17 protein-coding genes are annotated in these 20,751 nt (G+C 54.4%); 5 read left to right on the forward strand and 12 right to left on the reverse strand.

Annotated features, from left to right (window positions below; all coding sequences use genetic code 11):
* The first annotated feature begins 138 nt into the window (after positions 1-138).
* Positions 139-906 (forward strand): carbonic anhydrase family protein, encoded by a 768-nt coding sequence (locus F1728_RS27375; RefSeq protein WP_155366702.1) that lies wholly within the window; start codon positions 139-141, stop codon positions 904-906.
* Between the two features lie 15 nt (positions 907-921).
* Here the strand turns inward: F1728_RS27375 and F1728_RS27380 are convergent, their stop codons facing one another.
* On the reverse strand, positions 922-1,287 hold the full coding sequence (locus tag F1728_RS27380; RefSeq protein ID WP_149337869.1) for a DUF2200 domain-containing protein: 366 nt from the start codon (positions 1,285-1,287) through the stop codon (positions 922-924).
* Between the two features lie 342 nt (positions 1,288-1,629).
* Between F1728_RS27380 and F1728_RS27385 the strand changes: the two genes are divergently transcribed.
* Positions 1,630-2,550: a sugar phosphate isomerase/epimerase family protein gene (locus F1728_RS27385; RefSeq protein ID WP_145441321.1), complete on the forward strand. Its 921-nt coding sequence runs from the start codon at positions 1,630-1,632 to the stop codon at positions 2,548-2,550.
* A 60-nt stretch (positions 2,551-2,610) separates the two neighbouring features.
* Here F1728_RS27385 and F1728_RS27390 read toward each other — a convergent pair whose 3' ends face one another.
* From F1728_RS27390 to F1728_RS27400, 3 genes are all read right to left on the reverse strand, one after another.
* A complete protein-coding gene (locus tag F1728_RS27390; RefSeq protein ID WP_155366703.1) occupies positions 2,611-3,171 on the reverse strand; it encodes a hypothetical protein in 561 nt (186 codons plus the stop codon).
* A gap of 118 nt (positions 3,172-3,289) precedes the next feature.
* Positions 3,290-4,501 carry a hypothetical protein gene (locus tag F1728_RS27395; protein ID WP_155366704.1) on the reverse strand — a complete coding sequence of 404 codons (1,212 nt, stop codon included), beginning with the start codon at positions 4,499-4,501 and terminating at the stop codon, positions 3,290-3,292.
* 251 nt (positions 4,502-4,752) lie between these two features.
* Positions 4,753-6,093, reverse strand: coding sequence for a jacalin family lectin (locus tag F1728_RS27400; protein WP_155366705.1), 1,341 nt, complete (start codon positions 6,091-6,093; stop codon positions 4,753-4,755).
* A 337-nt stretch (positions 6,094-6,430) separates the two neighbouring features.
* On the opposite strand from F1728_RS27400, the gene F1728_RS27405 reads away from it, so the two are divergent.
* Positions 6,431-7,891 (forward strand): sodium:solute symporter family protein, encoded by a 1,461-nt coding sequence (locus F1728_RS27405; protein ID WP_194242551.1) that lies wholly within the window; start codon positions 6,431-6,433, stop codon positions 7,889-7,891.
* A gap of 17 nt (positions 7,892-7,908) precedes the next feature.
* Here the strand turns inward: F1728_RS27405 and F1728_RS27410 are convergent, their stop codons facing one another.
* Positions 7,909-8,508 (reverse strand): hypothetical protein, encoded by a 600-nt coding sequence (locus tag F1728_RS27410; protein WP_155366707.1) that lies wholly within the window; start codon positions 8,506-8,508, stop codon positions 7,909-7,911.
* Between the two features lie 207 nt (positions 8,509-8,715).
* Between F1728_RS27410 and F1728_RS27415 the strand changes: the two genes are divergently transcribed.
* Positions 8,716-9,633, forward strand: coding sequence for a peptidyl-alpha-hydroxyglycine alpha-amidating lyase family protein (locus F1728_RS27415; RefSeq protein WP_155366708.1), 918 nt, complete (start codon positions 8,716-8,718; stop codon positions 9,631-9,633).
* A gap of 7 nt (positions 9,634-9,640) precedes the next feature.
* Here the strand turns inward: F1728_RS27415 and F1728_RS27420 are convergent, their stop codons facing one another.
* The 5 genes from F1728_RS27420 to F1728_RS27440 all read right to left on the reverse strand — a co-directional run bounded on the left by F1728_RS27420 (position 9,641) and on the right by F1728_RS27440 (position 15,648).
* A complete protein-coding gene (locus F1728_RS27420; protein WP_155366709.1) occupies positions 9,641-11,098 on the reverse strand; it encodes a DUF1501 domain-containing protein in 1,458 nt (485 codons plus the stop codon).
* A 124-nt stretch (positions 11,099-11,222) separates the two neighbouring features.
* Complete coding sequence (locus F1728_RS27425) at positions 11,223-12,086, reverse strand: alpha/beta fold hydrolase (protein WP_155366710.1); 864 nt, start codon at positions 12,084-12,086, stop codon at positions 11,223-11,225.
* Between the two features lie 16 nt (positions 12,087-12,102).
* Positions 12,103-13,506, reverse strand: a complete 1,404-nt coding sequence (locus tag F1728_RS27430; protein ID WP_155366711.1) for a DUF1501 domain-containing protein — start codon at positions 13,504-13,506, stop codon at positions 12,103-12,105.
* Positions 13,507-13,598: 92 nt separating this feature from the next.
* Positions 13,599-14,018 carry a hypothetical protein gene (locus F1728_RS27435; RefSeq protein ID WP_155366712.1) on the reverse strand — a complete coding sequence of 140 codons (420 nt, stop codon included), beginning with the start codon at positions 14,016-14,018 and terminating at the stop codon, positions 13,599-13,601.
* Entirely contained in the window at positions 14,005-15,648 is a 1,644-nt protein-coding gene (locus F1728_RS27440; protein ID WP_155366713.1) for a hypothetical protein, read from the reverse strand. Before F1728_RS27440 ends, F1728_RS27435 begins: the two co-directional genes overlap by 14 nt.
* A 285-nt stretch (positions 15,649-15,933) precedes the next feature.
* Between F1728_RS27440 and F1728_RS27445 the strand changes: the two genes are divergently transcribed.
* Entirely contained in the window at positions 15,934-17,664 is a 1,731-nt protein-coding gene (locus tag F1728_RS27445) for a hypothetical protein (protein ID WP_155366714.1), read from the forward strand.
* A 93-nt stretch (positions 17,665-17,757) separates the two neighbouring features.
* Here F1728_RS27445 and F1728_RS27450 read toward each other — a convergent pair whose 3' ends face one another.
* Both F1728_RS27450 and F1728_RS27455 read right to left on the reverse strand, forming a co-directional pair.
* Positions 17,758-18,963: a hypothetical protein gene (locus F1728_RS27450; protein ID WP_155366715.1), complete on the reverse strand. Its 1,206-nt coding sequence runs from the start codon at positions 18,961-18,963 to the stop codon at positions 17,758-17,760.
* 858 nt (positions 18,964-19,821) lie between these two features.
* Positions 19,822-20,745 (reverse strand): sterol desaturase family protein, encoded by a 924-nt coding sequence (locus tag F1728_RS27455; RefSeq protein WP_155366716.1) that lies wholly within the window; start codon positions 20,743-20,745, stop codon positions 19,822-19,824.
* Positions 20,746-20,751: the final 6 nt, after the last annotated feature.

Below are 20,751 nucleotides of genomic sequence, written 5' to 3' on the forward strand. Positions count from 1 at the left end.
TGTCGAGATCGAGATGTCAAGTCTTGCTTGAGACTCAGAAACCGCTCTTTCATTCCTGCTACAGTTTGTTAAGATCTCTCTGTCTTCGGGAAGCAGAGACGAACCATTTCATATTACCCACCTGTAAGGAATACACCCATGCTCAGAATGAGTCTGAACCCGCTGCTGACCTGCTGCCTGCTGACAGTTTTGCTCACGTCTTGCGCAAAGGAAGAGCCTGCTGCCAACCAGGCATCAGAAAATGGTGCCGAAACCATCGGCGATGTGAAACCGCTGGTGAACCGGGTGCTGACTCAGGAAGAACAGGCGCAACTGACGCCGGAGCAGGTACTCACAATGCTCAAAGAGGGAAATCAGCGCTTCGTGGCAGGGACGCTCACCGCCCGCGATCATTCCAAACTGGTTCGAGAGGCGGCTCTGGGGCAGTATCCCAAAGCGGTGATTCTTTCCTGTCTTGATTCGCGAATTCCTGTGGAAGACGTTTTCGATCGGGGCATCGGCGATATTTTCGTGGCGCGTGTGGCGGGGAACTTCGAAAATACCGACATCCTGGGCAGTATGGAGTTTGCCTGTAAGGTCTCGGGTTCCAAGCTCGTCTTTGTTTTGGGACACGAGAGTTGTGGCGCGATCCGCGGGGCGATTGACGGCGTCGAACTGGGCAATATCACCGCGATGCTGGCCAACATCAAGCCAGCCGTCGAGCACTTCAAAGATTACGAGGGAGAGCAAACGGGGCAGAACCCTGAGTTCGTCAAGATGGTCACCAAACAGAATGTGCTGGCAACCATCGATCGCATTCGGACCAACAGCCCGATTCTTAAAGAAATGGAACTGCAGGGGGACATCAAAATCGTCGGCGGAATCTATAACATGGATACCGGCACTGTCACCATGCTGGAAGAGTAGTGGCTGAGTCCCTGATCATTCTGATCGCAGGATTTTTTCCATCTTCTTCCCTTTGGCCAGTTCATCGACCAGCTTATCCAGGTACCTGACCTGCCGCGTTAACGGGTTTTCAATCTCTTCCACCCGATAGCCGCAAATCACGCCTGTGATAAGATGTGCGTTGGGGTTTAACTTTGCGCGTTGAAAGAATTCTTTGAACGTGATCTGGTCTTTGATCTGTTTCTGCAGTGCCTTCTCGTTAAAGCCCGTCAGCCAGCTGATCACCTGATGTAATTCTTCCCTGGTCCGACCTTTCTTTTCCACCTTGGTTACGTAGTGTGGATACACGGCAGCAAACGTCAGTTTGGCAACGCGTTCGTGATGATCGTTGGCACTGGTCACCTTGGGATACTCCTGTTTCGGGTTGTAGAGTTTAGTTGTGCACCGCTTCGCGAATACACTACCAGAGATTACGAGTTCGCTGGAGTTGCATGAAGGGATACCGCGTTATCATGATAAAGATAATTCAGGCTGGCAATAGTTTCCTCCTGAGATCCACCGGGTACCAGGAGTACTCAGGAATTTTGGAATCTGCATTGAAAAGCAGTCACTTTCTGAGTGCCATGTTTTCGTAAAGAATGTTACAATATTGTTGAAGGTGGACTCAGACACCTGATCAAATGGAGCCTTTGGGGCCGAAAATATCTGCAACATGATCATACAGCAATAACCGAAGGGGTTGTCATGCCTACATCCGATTTTCTTTCCCGCCGTCAGTTTGTCCTGTTAGCCGCTGCTGCCGCAGCTTCCCATCCTCTGCTGGCGCAAGGTGCCAAAAGTGAGGAAGGCTATCTCAACGGTCGTCTCTATAAAACCTTGAAAATCGGGATGGTACGGGCCGGAGACAGTCTCGAAGAGAAATTCGCTCTCGCCAAAGAAGCCGGCTTCGATGGTATTGAATTGAATACACCAGGCATCGATGTCAAAGAAGTCAACGCAGCTATCAAAGCGACCGGACTACCCGTCGATGGATCTGTCAACGCCGGCCACTGGAATGTACGGCACACCGATCCCGATCCCAAAGTACGTGCCAAGGCACTCGACAGCCTGAAGGAAGCACTCCGCCAGACACATGCCGTCGGTGGAAACACGGTTCTGCTGGTCGTCGGTAAGGGGAGTGATGGTCCGGAAGAGGAAATCTGGAAACGTTCGATCGACAATATCTCGAAGGCGATCCCGCTGGCTGCGGAACTAGGAGTTCCCATTGCAGTTGAGAATGTCTGGAACCAGTTCTGCTACGACCACGAAGGCGATCACAAGCAGACCGCTGAGAAGTTCGTGAAATACATCGACGAATTCGATTCCCCCTGGGTCGGTATGCAGTTTGATATCGGGAATCACTGGAAATACGGCAGCATGGGCGATTGGATTCGTCAGCTCAACAAACGGATCATCAAGCTGGATCTCAAAGGGTTCTCCCGCGAAATGGGCAAGTTCACCAAGATCGGTGAAGGCGATCTGGACTGGGCCGATGTCCGCAAAGCCCTGGCAGAAATCAAGTACGCTGGCTGGGCGGCCGCTGAAGTCGCCGGCGGTGATCTGGCACGGCTGAAAGAAATCTCAGCCAACATGGATCGCGTCTTCGGTTTGACTCCCAAATCTTAAGGCTAAAAAACAGACACTTTGCGGTGCAGGAGCACCTGTGTCGCATAGTGGCTGCGTTTTTTAGTTGCTTTCAGGCTCTGCCTTCGTCCCTTCTCTCACTTGATTGGCATATGCGGCGAGCCTGCCTCGCATTGCTTTAACGAGCATCCCGCGGAATTCGCCGGTTTTATCATCGGGAGCATCCAGAGGGAGGCCGCTCTGGTATGACTCGCGGATCCAGGCCAGGGCGTTTTGGGTCCCCGGTGCATCGAGATTTGATTTGACGTAGTCCAGCGTCGCGACCCGGAGTGGGTATTCGACACGGTGACACATGACATCAGCGTAGCAGGCGACTTCCAGCAGCGTGATGATGCGTTGTGCATCAACGGGAACTTCCGGGGATCGATGGACACGATCCAGAAGCTGCTTTGCCACCTCCGGTGAGATCTTTTCATCTTCCTGAAGTTGCTTAATCGCGTAAGGCAGGATGGGATGTCCGTTTTCGACAAACTCATCCACCGTGCCAGGCCAGGCTGCATCATCTGGAGCATACAGCAGAGCCATCTTCTCGAGCAGCGGTTCGGGGGGCTCGCTGAGAACGATATAGTCTTGAGACGTAGCAGACGGCTTTGTCGCTGCCATCTTTGATGACACCTCATCATAAGAGCATCCAGTGAGCAGCAATAAACCAGCCAGTAAAATAATGCATTTCATCATGGAAACCACTTCGATCAGAATTTGAAAAAAAAACTGATCTCTCTTAGAACGCCAGAGCTTTGTCCCGGTCCAGACCGGTTTTCCAGAGAGGAGCCTCTTTTTTGATGGCCGTCACGTTATAAGTATCGAAGGTCAGGGTCAGGCTGAAAGGTATCTCGGCATCCATGTCATAACTCCAGCTGTCATCATGTATGTAGTCGGGGGCGCCGATTGTGTTGAGCACTTCTTTGGCAGACATACCTGTTTTGACCTGTACTGCGTTTTTATGGCGTGGTTGTGTCTGCTTTTTCGGGGTGAAAGAGAATGCCTCGTCTCCTCTTTCGACCATAAAACCATGACAAGGCAGATTCCGGGGAGCAACTCCCAGCCGTCGAAGTGTGAGTTGAGCCGTCTGTCGCAGGTCATATGTACGATAGCGGAAGGGATCAATTTCATTATTGAAGTTCACGCCATCCGGATGACCTCGCGCAGAATTGGTCTCAGAGTAAGTGGATGTTTCCAGTGATTTCAGAAACGGAATGGCTTCGTGCAGATTTAAGCTCCCTGCCAGGTAAGCGGCCTGCAGCATCGACCATTCGTTGTCATCAAGTTCTATTTTTGTACGAGTGGCGGCCAGCACCAGTTGCTTTTCCGCTTCTAATGCAGGGCCGATCAGACTGACATCGCCTGAAACGAGTTTTCCTTTGTTGACGTCCACCAGAATGCGAGGCCCCCAGGCGGGACGAATCACGAAGATTTCACCTTCAGGCAGCTCGAAAAAGTACCAGGCAGCCAGACGGGACCAGTTGCTGCCACCCCACGAGTGATACACCAGCCGCTCGCTCTCCTCTTCCTGCAAGGCATCTTTCAGTAAATCGATCTCCCCCGTTTTCTTTCCCTGTGGAGATATGGTGATGAGGTTATCATTCGCAGCAAGGATCGCCGCCGAGCCCTGGTTAGAGACAATGATGATCCTGGGAGAGCCCTCTTTGGGGACTGCGATCTCAAACGAGGAATCGCCGAAGTTATATCGTTGTGGCTCCCGCATCGGCTGCTTGCGCGTCCAGATCGTTTTGCCGGTTCGCGTGTCGACACATTTGTAGGTGAAATTAGCCTGAAACGCCTTCCCATTGGGGCCCTGATTGTCGGGGGAAGTCGCATCCACCTGATAGTGTCCGGAGGGGGACTGGACATGAATGTCGAAGTAATAGCGATCCGTCGCCCGGGCGGTCATCGGAAGTGCAAAGAGTATGCAGCAGACGATAAATGGCTTCATGGCAGTCACCTTGTTAGTCATCCGTGAAAGACAATTGGGAATCGTATCACAATTCCAACTTGTTTATCGTGAGTCGGAAATGAATTGTCAAGATGACCTCAAGCATGAGGGGTTACGATAAGATCGAAAAGTCTGATGTGGAACAGGTTTGTAAGTTATTGCATGGGGCCGCCAAATCGCTGGAGGCGATAATACCGCAACGATTGGCATTCTTGAGTCTGGTTACGACTTCGAGAACCAGTACATCGCTCTCACTCAAACACGAGCCCCAATGCATCCAGCACCGCACCGCGTCGACCATGGATACCGATGACTTGTTTGCCCGCTCCTTCGATCACAGGTACCTCTTTGCCTGAGGGAGTCCCCAGCCAGTCGCTGGTGTAACTGTCATTCGGATCGAGCTGGCCGTCATCTGTAAGACGATAGAAGACGACTTGAACGGCGCTCACATATTTGGGAGCATCAATCTTCATCCCACCGACGGCGTAGCCCTCTTTCGCCATGACAGTAATATTCCGCTTTCGAGCTGGCTTGCGCTCTGAGAGTGGCGTCAGACTGCGGATTGCCGGTTCGCCCGCCCAGCTTCCCAGCGAACATTCAAATCCGAGCAGTGTTTTTCCCTCGGGGATCACTGACTGGAATGGGCCGCCCCCTTCAGCATTCCCAATCAGTTTCGATGCGGTCCCTTTCGTGGTCGCAGGCGTTGAGCGGGTAACGGATCGTGGCGGAATCGGATTGGGGAAACTCCCGGGCTGAGTGAGAACCGGTTGATTCCGGGGCAGCCCCGTCTCCGACTGCGGGGACGATGGATTGGGATTTCGCTGGATCGGGTTCCCTTGAACTGGTATTGGGATCGCGGGGCGTTCGAATTCGGGGCGGGGGATCTGCGGTCTCCGGTTCTCGCGAACAGCGATGCGTTGTCCCGCCCGTGGAACCCTGGTGAGGTTAAACGCCAGTCCCCCACTGAAAAGCAACACGCCCAATACTGCCATCCCAGCGAAGACTTTGGGGCTGAATCCCTGAGTATACCGCGCAGGTATCGCATCTCTTTTTTCTACCGGAATCCCGGCTTCGGTGAAGTGACGGGCCAGCTCCTTCAGCCTGATCTTCGAGGGAATACCGACCAGTTCGACCTCGTTATCGATAGAAAGCAACATGACGGAGAAGGATTTTCCCAGATCCTCGGCCGGGATGAAAGTGACGCGGGTGATGGCTGGATTGGGCCATTCAGAGATTTCTTTCCAGGAACTGATCAGAGCCAGTGAGACATAAGACCGCTGACGGATCAGATGATCGTCATAGATCCAGATCGAAGCAGAGACATGCTCCCGGCGCATAAATAGCGCCAGGCAGGCGGGGCCCAGCCCGATAAAGATTGAGACAAACATCGCCATCCCGAGCTCGGGTGGCTTGACGTTGAAGGCAAATAAAATCCAGAACAGACCACTGACAGCCGCCCAGACCGTCAAGGCGACACCCAGGCGAATCAAGAGATCCCCCCGCAGGCTGAGGCGCATGCCCAGTGGTTCCTGCCAGTAGAACTTATCAGAAGTGAGTTTGATCGGTTTGGTTAAGAAGTTCCAGATACCCATGTGGAGCACTCACAGAGTTAGAGGAAGTCTTAGAGAGCAGGCTGTTTTGAAGAAGAGCAACAGCGTACTGAATTCTCAGTAATATATCGTATTCTACTCTTTCGGGAGAAGCCAGAAAATGATGCCCGCGGATAAGCGAGATTCTTCACCGATTGACACTGCCTTAACTTGAGTTAGCTCAGTACGATTTTTCAGAAATTTCCATGTTGCCCTGATGCAACATGTGCAGATTCATCCCAATGTCGGTAACATGCGGTGTTCGTATTTAGCAAAGGGCTGAGTCCAAGCGAGTTGTCTGTTTTCTGGAAGTATTACGGCTGCTGAGGAAATGATCTGCATGACGTTCTGGCTTGGTATTCTGCTGACACTGTATGTTCTGCTGATGGTCGGTCTCGGCCTGTATGCCGGGGGCAGGGTACAAACGGAGGAAGATTACCTGGTTGCAGGACGGCGCTTGCCGCTCTGGCTGGCATGGGGGACGCTGCTGGCAACCTGGTTCGGGGCCGCCACAGTGCTGGGGGCCAGTGAAGCGGCACGAGCGGAAGGCGTGCAGGGGACGATACTCGATCCGTTCGCCTCGGGGCTGGCTCTGATCGTGGCTGGTCTGTTCTTCGCCCGGCGGGTCTGGGAGATGAAGCTCCTGACCGTGGGGGATCTCTTCGCACAGAAGTACGGTCCGAAAACGGAGCTGATCTCCAGCATCGTTCAGGCCCTGGGCTACCTGCCCTGGATCGCGGCTCAGTACCTGGCGCAATCGGCGATTCTCACTCATTTTTTCGGAGTCGACTCCACAGTTGCAATTCTGATCTCCGCCTTGTTTGTCACTTTCCTGACAATGATCGGGGGAATGTGGTCGGTGACCCTGACCGATACCGTCCAGATCTGCGTGGTGCTGATCAGCCTGGTGATGCTGGGCGTCAACTTCGCAGCCTCGGTGGGTGAGGGTTCCGTGGTGGTCGGAATTGAAACGACCTGGGAACGGACGCCACCAGAACTGCGGACCCTGCTTCCTGAAGCGGGACTGCTGGCTCTGCTGGGCTGGTCGACAACCTGGATCAACGGCATCTTCGGAAATCTGCCCGGACAGGATCTGATGCAACGGATATTCGCCAGTCGCAGCGGGGCGGTCGCCTCGCGGGCGTGCATCCTGGCGGGCTGTGTGTATATTCTGTTTGGTCTGTTACCCGTCGGACTGGGGCTGGCTTCGCGACAACTCTGGCCCGATGAACTGCCCCAGGGGAGTGATGGTCAGGTCCTGCTGGCACTGGCTGAACTACTGCTGTCACCCTTGGGAATCTGCCTGCTGGTCGTCACACTGCTGGCGATTGTCGTGTCTACCTGCACCAGCGCGATGCTTTCGCCGGCTGCGTTACTCTCGCATAATCTGTTGCATCGCATCAACTGGTTTGACCAGCGACGCCTGCTGACCAGTCGCTTGAGTGTCGTCATCGTTGCCCTGGCCAGTCTCCCTCTGGCGCTGGTGACCGAAGAGATACTGGAACTGCTCGAAAGTGCTCTGGCGGTGGGACTGGTGGCGCTGCTGGTTCCCTTTGTGGCCGGCGTCTATCTCAAGCCACGTGGCGAATGGCCGGGACTGCTCTCCATCGGTTGTGGTGCTCTGTTCTGGACGGCCCATCAGATCGCAGCGTCACTACTGGTCACTGACGAGGAACAGCTCGATTCCGTGTCTGCTCTTTTGCTCTCGATCCCTCCCGAGTTGACAGGTCTGCTGGCGAGCATACTGGGTTATCTGGTGGGACAACGTCTGCTGCACTCTCAGCCAGACTCAACTTTCTGATTGAGCTGCCGTAGTCTTTAACGCGTCTGCTCCGCCACGACCACGCGACGACGATAGGAGATGAGCGTGCATAAAAACAGACAGACCACAGAGATTGAAAGGGGAAACAGCATCGTCGTCAGCGAATAGGATTCCAGTGCCAGGAGTGCGAAGGTGTTCCTGAGGAAAAACATAAAGATGAAGAGCAGACTTTCTTCGTAGGGACGATCATAGGCTTTGCGGATAGTAGGACCGAAACCCAGCAGATCAATTGTGGTCAGCAGAATCACCGCCCACATGGGATTCGATGTGAAATACCAGCAGGGAATCGAGAGTAGAGCCGCACTGAAGAACAGCCGATCGAGGCGGGTGATCGAAATGTCTCCCCGTTTGACATAGGAGAGAAATGCGATGTAGATCGTAATCACTCCCGAAACGCCGATAGGCCAGGCACCGGTTCCCCCGTCCGCATCTAGCTGGGCGAAGAACACAATCAGTGTGGTCATACCCCAGATCAACCAGGAAAACAGGTGTGGCTTGGTTCTCCCTTTGAGAATGCCACGAATGTAGGGGATGAACGCCATGAAGGTGATGACGATTGCCAGCCCGCTGAAGATCAGTTTAAGACGGGGATCCATGGTGAAACCTGATGTGGTGGGCGTTCGCGGAACTCAACGTGCCATTCCGAGAAGCTTATCTTTAAATGGTTCCCCCGATGTTGTCAATGGAGTGCTGAAGCGATCACTTTAAAAGACTCGACACCGCCGGGAAAGAGGCGTACACTGACGCTATCATCAACCGGCTTCTATCTGTCTTTCATCTGAAACGGCCCTGGAGTGCTCCGCATGAAACTGCCTCGATTATTAAGTCTGCTCTGCTTTTCATTACTCTGCCTGATGTCGACGATGGGAGACTCACTTGCGGCTGACCCGGTGATCTTCGTTCCAGCCGCCGATAATGGCATTCAGCTTCCGGAAGGACTGACTCTTGGCCCCTGTTCGGCAGTTGACTTCGACAGTGAAGGGCGGATGTATCTGTTTCATCGCGGCAAGCAGCCGATTCTCTGTTTTGATCGTGAAGGCCGGTTCCTCCGTTCGTGGGGAGAGAACCTGATCGGTCAGGCACACGGACTCCGCGTCGATCAGCACGATCATATCTGGGTCACCGATATCGGAAATCACATGGTTTACCAGTTCGATTCCCAGGGGAAAATTCTGCTGGCCATCGGTCAGCCTGGCAAACCGGGGACCGGCGAGAACCAGTTTAATAAACCGACCGATATCGCCTTCGGCCGTCACGATGAAATCTATATTTCTGATGGCTATGGGAACAGCCGCGTCATGAAGTTCGCTGCGAATGGAAAATACCTGGGGCAGTGGGGCGAACCGGGAAAAGGGCCGGGACAGTTCAATCTTCCCCATTCGATTATCCTCGATCGACAGGGACGCATTCTGGTCGGAGACCGCGAAAATAACCGCGTGCAGGCCTTTAATTCCGAAGGCAAGCTGCTTGAGATCTGGACCGGCTTCGCTCCCTACGGTATGGAATTCGATGCTCAGGGAAACCTGTTCGTCGCCGATGGACGTGCCAACAAAGTGTTGCTGTTGAATTCCAGTGGAAAAGTCGTTCAGAGCTGGGGCCGCAAAGGGGCCGGACCAGGCGAATTCAATCTGCCTCACATGCTGACCGCGGACACCGCCGGTAATCTGTTCATCGCAGAAATCGGCGGTAAACGTCTGCAGAAACTCCTGCGGGAAAAATAAGCGCGGTTTAGAAGACTTCCCGGATGGGGTGACCACCATCGGTAAATTCGACAGGCAGGCCATCCGGTCTGCGAATGCGTGCTGCCGTATCGATACCCAGTTTGCGATAGATCGTCTCCGCATAGTCATAGGGAGTATAGAGTCGATCGGTTACATCGCCTCCTTCCTTGTTGGTTGCGCCAATCACCTGTCCGCCTGGAACGCCTGCACCAGCCAAAGCGACCGACATCGCCCGCCCCCAGTGGTCGCGGCCGCCCCATTTATTCACGCGGGGTGTGCGTCCCATCTCCGTGATGAAACAGACCAGCGTATCTGCCAGCAGGCCTCGCGTATGCATGTCTTCAATCAAAGCGCTGAAACTCCGGTCGAGGCTGGGCATCATGACAGGGTGAGGCAAACCAAATCGTTCCTGATTACTCATTCCCTGCGGTCCACCACAGGGACCTTTCTGGTAAATTCCCTCATGGTGATCCCAGTTCAGGAACACCCCTTTGGGTTGTCCGTAGCCGGGTCGATTCACATGCTCAGGAGGCTGAATCACCGTCACACTGACGAACCTCACTCCCGTTTCGATCAGCTTTCGACCCAGGAGATAACAGCAGCCACGATGATCGCGACCATAGCGGTCACGGGTTTGATCGCTTTCTGTAGATAGATTCAGAGAAGCCTGCACCCGGGGGCTCGTCAGCAGATCGACGGCGTTTTCGTAGTAAGCCTGTAACGTCTCCGCTGTCTCCGTTTTCGCAACCGCAGACCGGTCCAGTTGCGTCAGTAGCTCGCGTCGTTGCTGAAACCTTTCGCGACTGAGTTTGGGATTCAGTTGGAGTGACTTCACTTCCCAGCTGGGATCAGACAGGTTCTCCCCCAGGTTTCTGGTTCCCAGCTTCCACGGCGCCCTGCTGGCAGGCAGGAAACCGGTGCTGGTGACGTGATTGGGCATGTTGATGCCCGGACAGAAGATATACCCCGGCAGTTGCGGGCAGTCGGTGCCGATCTGATCGGTGACGACCGAGCCGATATCGGGGAAGTCAAACGAAGAATCGAAACGGTACCCTTTGAAGAATTCCTGGCAGCCTTCCTTATGACCTGCGACCCGGGCCGTGGTCATGGAGCGAATGACAGAGAGCTTGTCCGCCTGCCGGGCCGTCATGGGCATCAGTGACGAGAACTGGATCCCGGGGACATTGGTATCGATTGGCTGGTAGGGCGTGCGATGATCATAGGGAGCCTGGGGCTTGGGGTCCCAGGTATCCATCTGGCTGATTCCCCCTTCCTCGTAAATCACCAGTACCCGTTTGGCCTGACCGGGACGATGCCCTGTATTTTTGGCAATCGCTTCCAGAGCCAGCATGTCCGCAAGCCCGGCTCCCATCATTCCCGTGGAGATCGAGCGAAGCAGCTTGCGCCGGCCCGGATGGTGTTCCCTGCGGTTCAGCAGTCGCGATAAATCAAAAAGATTTGCCAAATCAGCCCCTCACATTCCCGTGTACGACAGGTTTCAGTCAGCGAGTCAGACTCAGAACAGTATCAGTACCTGTAATTCTCACAGATTGACACATAAAAGTAAATACATGTGTCGTGCTGGCCTGCTATTTATTGCAGTAGGTCAAAAAGCCACGTACTGCCGCCAGGTAGGCTTCCGGTTCATCGTCAGCAATCGCATGGGAACTGTTCGCGAAAATCTTCAAATGCGCGCGGGGAATTCGCTCCGCGATCAGCTCCGAATGCCGGGGCGGACAGATCCAGTCGTGTGCGCCTCCCAGCACCAGAGTGGGACAGCTTATAGAAGGCAACTGCTCAATCAAGTCGAATGTTTGCAGGAACGTGGTGAAGCCGAGATTCAGCTGTTCGAAGTTGCGGATACTGCGCGGCCAGCCTTTGTCCAGCTTCTCGGTGTCGAAACGGGTGGAATACAGGGGGCCCATAGTTTTGTAATACTCGTAGACCTGTTCCTGTGATTCGAATGTGCCCTCCCACAACCACTGGCAGACACGTTGCTGATCCGCAGTACCTCGCTCATTGACGATCTGCCGGGCATCTTCCATGAAGCGAAAACTGGGGGCAGTGGCAACAAGAATCAGGTTCGCCACACGCTCCGGATATCGAATGGCATAGCCCTGCGCGACCATCCCTCCATACGACGAACCCAGGACGGAGATCCGCTCCAGACCCAGGTGTGCACGCAGGGCATCCAGGTCATCGATGTTCTGGTCGAGCGTGTATGTCCTGGGATCAGCCGGAGAACTTCGTCCGGAACCACGATGGTCGACAAACACCAGTTGCGCGGTATCACGCAGCGCTGCCGAATTCGATTTGAAACTGGAATGATCGCTGCCCGGCCCGCCATGCAGTAGAAACAGCACCGGACGCTCGACCATCCGGTCTTCGCCAGGCACGAGCCCCATCCCATCGACATCAAAATAGATCTCCGTACCATTGATGCGGGCACGCATTCAGTGACTCCTCAGTTTACCCGAACAGTTCCATGATCGGCTTCCCTGTGGTCAGGGTCCGCAACAACCCTGTCGGATCCTGTGGGTTGTTGATCGGGATGTCCAGTGCGTGATAGATCGTCGCCGCCAGTTCTTCGGGGCGGACCGGTTTGTGGGTGGGATATTCACCATACTTGTTTGTCTTTCCATAGACCTGTCCCCCTTTAATGCCGGCGCCGGCCAGGATCGAGGAGAAGCACTTCGGCCAGTGCTGGCGTCCCGGGGGATCCTGTTTCAATACGTAGGGCGTACGGCCGAACTCACCAGTGACGACGACCAGCGTGTTATCCAGCATGCCCCGTTCCTTGAGGTCTGTGAGTAACGCGGCCAGCGCCTGGTCCAGCCGGGGCAGACAGAAGCCCATGCCGTAGGAACCGTTGCCGAACGCATTCCCCATCCCCATATTTCCGCCATGCATGTCCCAACTGCTGCTGGGCGGTCCCTGCTTGTCATGGTCGGCTTGACCGGCCCAGCCGTTGACGGTGACGAAGCGGACTCCCGATTCCACCATCCGGCGGGCCAGCAGCAGGTTCTGTCCCAGGGGATGCATGCCGTACTGCTCGCGAACTTTGTCCGGTTCCTCATGCATGTTAAACGCACGTCGGCCCTCGGCCCGCGTTAAGGCATCGTAGGTCTTCTCTCTCAGGTCCGACCAGTCTTTGACTTTCTGATCTTTATCAAGTCGCGTCGATTCCAGTCCGCGGAGCAGGGTCTTCCGCTCCTCAAACCGCTGTTCGTCATAGGGATTATAAATTTCGGGCGGCTTGAAGTCTTTCATCGCCGGATGATTGTTCGCCGAACCGACGAACACCGGGGCATAGGCCGAACCCAGGTAACCACCGATGCCGATATTCGGCGCACAGAACACAGGTGGTCCCACGCATTTGATGAGCCACGCATTGGAAACGAAGTTGCGTTTGCTCGGCTTGAACTTGGCGACGAATGAACCGAGGTAAGGCTGCTCGTTCGCGGCTCCCTGCTGTACCCGTTTTTCCGACTGCCCACTGAGCAGGTTATGCATCGCGTCAAAGTGATTGCTGATCGCGCCCGGATGCGACATCGAATTAATCAGGGTGAACTGGTCGGTCACTTTGGCCAGCTCGGTGTGCATCTCGTTGATCCGCATGCCCGGCACTTTGGTTTCGATGGGCATATAAGGCCCGCGATAATCGAGGGGAGCGTCCGGCTTCATATCCCAGGTATCGATGTGGCTCGGCCCGCCACACAGCAGGATGAAGATACACGACTTCTCCGCCGCGACCGCTTTCCCCGCCGCATCCAGCTTATCGCTCCCCATCACCACGCCCGGCATGCCGAGACTCAGTGTTCCCAGGCCACTCGCAATCATGGCCTGCCGACGGTTCATCTGAAATTCATCCATACTCAGCCTCATCAAATAAAACATAAGCCGGGTTTGATGTGTGGATTATACCAGTTTGACGCGCGTTGCAACATAATTCTCCGGGAAATCCGTTAAGTCGGGGCCTGACAACTGGTAAACGATTCGCTGCCCGACGGAGCAATACTGTCGGCGTGATCCACGATCTGCCGCAGGCGTTCTTCGGGACCGGGCGAATTATTCCAGATCTCAAAAGCCACGTTCAAAGCGGTCTGCATGCGGGGCTGGTCTGCATATTGTTTGACGAGTCGGTTGAATCCGTCCGCTTCATACTGGATGAGTTCCAGTTCCTGTTGAGCGTGGGCGAACTCCACACTGTTTCTGGTTTCGTCAATAAATTCCCGGATCACCTGCTCCACGACCGGCTGCATTCCCGGAATTGCTTCCAGCAGATAATGGTTTCTGCATCCCGGAATGTCGCCGCCTGTTTTGTTTAGTCTGACCCGCACCTGTCGTGCTTCGCTTTCCAGAAAATCGTTTTTATTCTGAATCATGAGTGCTCCTGCTTTCGGAAGTGAGGAAAAGTTTCTGAGAGATCCGCTGTAAAATATCCTGAAGTCGTTCCGACTGAAATTCGGCAGCGGTTAACGTTTGAAAAGTCCGACGCGACGAAGCGGTAATGTAGTGTTGCTGATTGCGGAGAATCTCCGTCGCGTGTGAAATCTGGATCGTCTGGCCCGGACAGACGCGGGACAAAACTTCGGGAATCGCCTCGGAACGCAGGGTGACCGCATTCACATGCGAAACCAGTTCCACGCCCACGCGGAATTCCGGCTGATACAGTTCCAGCACCGGATGTAACAAGCCGCGTTCGTTGCTGAGTGATGCTGTGTTGAACAGGAACCCATGCAGGCGGGCGATCAATTCCTCCAGCAGCTCCTTGATTGACTGTGCCAACATCTCCCGACGTAAGGACTCTGAACCCTCAGAAACCGCAAACGCCAGCAGCCCGACCAGTTCTTTTCCGCTGTCCAGCAGAAGAAACCAGTTCAGCAAAGCCTGCATGCGATTCCTCAGGGGCTCTGCACAATTCCCGAGTGACAGCGTTTCCAGCAACCGGGGATCAACGACCGGGGCTGCGCTGCCCCGCATCTGGGCGGCGATGTTCGCTTTCTCTTCACGGGGGAGATTCCAGTCATCGCTGAGCAGATACTCCGGCAGATTCGATTCGGCCAGGAAAACCAGAACTTCACTCACATTGAGATGATCAGTTTCGCTGAAAGTCTGCAACTCCCCGAGAAATTCGGTGATAGACTTCAGTCGCCACAACTGCTGACTGCATTTGAGATCGGCTTCGACACGAAAATCAGCATCAAACACCTGCTCAGGTTGGAAGAGGCTTTGATCTTGAAACTCACAGATCAGCCGCTGGTTCCGGTAGATGCCGGTGACTTTTGCATGGGGATCGATCAGCGTCCAACGCTTGGCGCTGGTCTGCATCAGAATCCCCATGTGAAACATCGGCGGTCGGAGTCGATCGATGCCAGGACGGGCTGTCATGAACTCCAGAAACGTTTTCAGCTCCGGTTTGAGTCTCACTTGCTGTCGATCTGCCCGTCTGAGAATCCCGCGGGCTACCCGCGCATCATGGCGGATCGCGATTTCAGATCCGGAGATCAGAGGCGTCGCTCCCAGGACAGGGGCTCCCGCCAGACGGGCGAAAGCGAGCAGGATCAACGCACGACCCAGGCAGTTCGGATTCCCATGTTTGTGGAACTGGCGAGGAAAGATCCGGTTACACGACTGGTTCGTCAAATCATCGCAGACATGCTTTACCAGTTCGGCTTGCGTTCGCACCGGTTTCGTCCGGGTTACTAACTGGTGAAAGAGTTCCTCGCAGATCACGTTTCGACGGGAGCCAGAACCGTCCGCATACTCTTTGGCCAGCGATTTCAGCTGAGGATTAAGCACTTCCATCGCAGACTGGATGGCCTGTTCGCCGAGTTGCGTGAGCGTCGAATTCAGCGGGAGTGATGTTGTTTTATGTGCAATGAATCGAGTGCGTTTTCGGCAGAAAGAGAGGATGCGTTCCAGGTCGGGATGCAATACTTCTCGTTGGTCGGGGCGCTGCCGCGGATTCTCAATCTCTAAAGAGCAGGGGAGCCTCTGGTTGACTGTAGTCATTCCCTCTCCGTTCGTAAGGCCCGCTCCTGGAAATGTTCGCGTCCCCTATTAATATCGCAATTCCCCGCGGGGTCAAGCACGGATTTCCACCACGAACATTTCGGCCCGACGGAGATTGTCCAGAGAGAAGTCTCACAAAATTCAGATTTAATGGCCCACCTCAGAAATTTCTATAACTGTTCAAATAAATATGTTACAATGCAGTCTCTTTAACAGCGAACCTGTCTTTTTATTCCCAGTTCTGGGGCTTTATCTTTCTTCATTTCTTGATGAGAGGAGGCTGTTATGTCTGCGTCTGCTTCTCACCGCTCGGTCCTGCGTTACATCTACAACCACAATCCGTTCTACGTGATTAGTGCCGTGCTGATGTTGTTCGCCGTGCGGTCTGCTTACGGAACCATTGAGATCGGTTCCATCAACTGCTGGATTATGATGGGCGTGCTGGCCGGGTATACCCTGTTGCTGGCGGGAATTGGAGTGCTGATCGTACGCTGGGGCAAAGTCTGGGAGGACGCCCGTTCGATTCTGCTGCTCCTGCTGCTGTTGTTTCTCGGTGTCTCGGTCAGCATGGATGACCTGTTCTCCCGCGTTTCCCAGGATCAGGGCCTGCTGCTGATGTGCGGCGGCTTTCTGTTCTCGGCACTGCTTTCCGAAGCCGTTCTCTGGGGCGCCGGCATTCGCCTGGGAGTTCGTTACCGGATTCCGTATCACCTCTTCCTGGCGCTGTTCTATGCGGCACCCTGGTGGTGTTCTCCCGAAATGCATCCCCGTTCGCCCGCCGAACTGGAATGGACCCTGTTTCTGTTCCCGGTCGTCGCGTCGGTCCTCTTTCTCTGTCTGTGGCCCGCCATCCGCGGAGGCGTTTCTTATGTGAAGTCCAACGGCACCCCCTGGGGCTGGCCCTGGTTTCCCTGGATCGCTTTCGGCATGATCGCCGCCTGCGTTGCCTTTCGTTCGTTCATCCTCTGCTTGACCTTCGGACCTGCTGGGCCGATGTGGATCAAACCGATCAGTGGCCCCCGCCTGATCTCCTTTGATACCCTGTGGGGGTTTTACTTCCTGATTCCGCTGGGATTCGTGCTGCTCATACTGCTGCTCGAAGGGGCGATTTCGACCCGTAACAAAGTCTTTCAGGCGGGACTGGTTCGCCTGGCACCGCTGCTCCTTCTGCTGGCCATGCCGATGTCGGGAGGACCGGTACACACCGGATTTCTCTTCAAAGTCACCGACGCGATTGGTTCTCCAATCTGGCTGGCAGCGTGGATGCTGGTCGGCTTCTATCTCTGGGCGGTCGTGCGACGCGTCCCGGATGCGATCTGGGGCGGAGTCGGAGTTCTGGCCCTGTTTACCATTGTTGGCCCGCAGACCCTGGGAACGCGGACCTTGATTGAACCGACTCCCTGGCCGCTCCTTTTGGACGGTGCGCTGATGCTGGGGCTGGGCCTCCGCCGACGTTCTTCGGGCATCTGCACCGCCGGCGTCATCGCTGCGACGCTGGGGATCTGGTATCTGATTCCCGATTCGATTCTCGCCGAGTATCGTTTTACGGCCTGTTTCCATCTGCTCTGGCTCTCAATGCTGGTCCTGGGGCTGACCATGAAAGACGATTTCAGTCGCGTCCTGCAATGTGCCAGCGCATTGTTGATTCCCCTGGTTTCCGTTGTGGTCATCCTAAATGAACGTGCTGCGGAAATTCCGCTGATCTGGCGTCTCTCCTATGTCGGCTTCTGGGCCGTGGGGTGTCTGTTGATCGCCCGGCTCTGGTCCAGTCGCTGGTTCAAGTTCTCCTTCGCCGCCACGGTCGGCATCCTGCTCTATACAAGTGCGACCTTCGCGTTTCGTCTGGCGATCCAATATCTCAGCCGAGAAGCGGTGATCGCCTTCATCTGGTCAGCCGCCGCCCTGATTCTCGCTTTCCTGATCAGCGCTCATAAAGCCCGCTGGCTCCCCGAGCCGGCCTGGCTGACCTTCCGCAAGGACGCACCTCCGGAACCGGAGATACTCCCCCGCCACTAGATATGACATCGGGTGAGGAAGAGTAATCGAAGTTGATTAATATCAACGGGGCAGGTCTCGAAAATCCGGGACCTGCCCCTTATTCTTTGAGAGCTAAGACTCCTCATGTAAATGCAGGCTGGGATCCTTATCACCACTGATCCGAATCAAGCGATCCGGATTCTGATACTGGGCCACCAGGTACCGCGTGAGGTCGATCTGCATTTCACGCATCGTGCCCAGGTACCGGCTCTGTTCCTGGTTCTTCGCCTGCTGGTGTTCCAGTTCAATCTGGTTAACCCGACGTCGAGTCTCTTCTTCGACGTGCTGTATTTCCTGTTGCTGATGAATCTCCTCATCGTGTTGCAGTCGCTGCAGGTGAATGTCGTGTTCGGTTTGCCGGGCTTCCATTTCCTGACGCTTTTCCGCCCGAATCGCTTCGCGGGCCAGTTGCACATCCGCCAGTTCCTGGGCCTGGATTTCCGTCTCTGCATCCAGCTTGAGCCGCGTTCGGGCTTCGATCGCACTGTCGTGCATCGCCTGCAGCGTCTCGCCAGCCGTGTATCCACGGTAGACGACCTTATTGATCTGGTAACCAATGCGGTTCGCCCGGGACAGCAGATTCTGGTACGACTCCAGTTCGTTTAACTGCTCGGTATCCCGTTTAAAGGCTTCAAAGGAACGCGTCCCGGCGAAATCGACGACGTCAGCTGTCACTGCATTGATAAAGTCAGCAATCGGATCATGCGTCTGGTCCAGCATCTTTTCAATGTCGGACAGCTCGAAAAAGATCATCAGCTTGACGGTCAGCAAGGCATCATCGGAAGTCCGCACATCGTCGACCAGGTAATAGGTCTGATCGGGAATCACCCGCAGCTTGTGAAAGCTGAGTGCCCGGGGCACCTTATGCGTCGGCGTCTGGGGATCGGCTCCATGCCAGCGAAACTCGTGCAACCATTCGTTTTCCTGCGGGACAAACAGCATCGGCCCCCGTTCTACGCGTCGCTGCACGGCCTCCCCGGACCTGCGATAAACCACGATCGCTTCGTGAGAATCAAGTTCCAGCGAATCCATCACCTTGATCGCCAGATGTTCGACCGGATCGTACCAGACCGACGTCGGCCCACGCTGGTGTTCACAATGCCCGTCGACAAATTCAATCGAGAGATATTCGTCCGCTCCTGCACTGTACTGCCTGAGCGACTCAATCGTCTTGCGAAACAGAATCATCCGCCGCGGACCGTCAATGTACTCCACCCGTCCCTTAAAATCCCAGACCGCAACCCGCTCACCCTGTCGAACTGTTTTAATACCGATCATGATACGTCTCCCCCTGCTGAACACTGTGATTGAAAAAGTGTCTCGAACAGCTGGCCCGGATTTCTGATAATTAAACAGATAGTGTTTAATATACACACATGGTAGTGTGGTAAGGACACTAAGTCAATGGTTGATATTTGAAAACAGTGGATGACCCGCTGATATCGGAAAAACGGACTGCACTCAAAGCGGTCAAATCCGGGGAGAAGAAGCCTCTGGCATACAATCCGCAATGGCTGACAGGGGACTTCGATCAAACGGTCCATTCCCTTTCGTCTGTTGATCGGGTAGTTTATTAATAGAACTCATTAACGCGTTCCCTCTCCTTTAGAGACGTATTCCTGAGGAACCCCATGCGCAGGCATTCTGTCACTCTGATCTGTTGTCTTACACTGCTTCTGCTTTCTGCTACGTCCGCAGTATCGGCAGCAGCGCAGCAGCGTCAACCACATGTGGTGATTATTCTCGCCGATGATAAGAATTAAGCTTTCTCTAAAAACGACCTTTCACCCCTGAATCAGAGTATTGATTGAAGAAACTCAGTGTTTCACGATCTAGTGAAATCCAGTTCATTTCAGGCAAATTCAGTTGGATTAACTACATTTTACTACATTACAAAACACATCTGCATTCAGCAGTAAAAATGTTTCAGCTTCAATTGGAAAGCCATTTACTCCTTCCTCCCACACCCATCTCATCTACACTGATTCGATCTGGATGACAGCGGGCTTCGAGTCCCATGGTCTCTTACCAACCAACCGACACCTCGGATGCGATTCATATTTTTCATCCCGGGTGATCCCCTACGGCTTCTTTCAAATTTCGCCTCGCGGCCGTTCCATTCCCCTTTCAGCTCAACTAAGAGTCCCCATCATCAAGGTCACCACCGAAAATATCATCCGACAAATCACGTTCCGAGTTCCTTTCACCAGCCGGTTGACTGTGTCCGGTCTTGTCTGTGTGTAACATGCCTGACTTACCACGGTGGAACGGCAGAAGCAACATGCCTAGCAGCCGATTAACCTGCCTTTCATCGGTGAAGGTCTTCACACCGATTTTCATCAGTTCATGGCCCTCTTGCGGTTGGTGACGATATGTTCCCAACAGGTAATCCCACCAGGGCAGATTGAAGCCGAAGTTACTGTTAGTCTCTCGATAGATCACTGAATGATGCACACGATGCATGTCGGGAGTAACGACGAACCACCTCAACAACCGATCGAACTGTTCCGGTAATTCTATATTACTGTGATTGAACATACTGGTTGCATTGAGCAGAACCTCAAAGGCAACCACCGCAATGACGGGTGGGCCGAGCACCAGTACTACGGACAATTTAATCAGGGACGAGAGCAGAATTTCCAGGGTATGGAATCGAAGTCCGGTGGTCACATCAAAGTCCAGATCCGCATGATGTACCATGTGCAGCCGCCAGAACAGGGGCACGGCGTGGAACATCACGTGCTGGAGATAGATTGCCAGATCGAAGACGACCACGGCCAGTAAAACCTCCAGCCAGAGCGGCCAGTCGAGGATGTGAAACAGGCCGTATTCTTGGGCGCCGGTGTACACCGCTGCCGCGACAGCTGTGACGGGTATGAGGATTCGAACCAGCATTCCATTCAGAACCACCAGACTCAGATTGCTGGTCCAGCGCCAGGGCTTGCCGGCCACCAGCTTTCGACGAGGGAGATACAGTTCCCAGAACGCCATCCCGATCAGGATCGACAGGAAACAGGCCAGTCTGACGATGACCACTATTGTAGGCTCTACATCATCCATTAATTG

The sequence above is a fragment of the Gimesia benthica genome, from assembly GCF_009720525.1.
GTDB lineage: Bacteria > Planctomycetota > Planctomycetia > Planctomycetales > Planctomycetaceae > Gimesia > Gimesia benthica.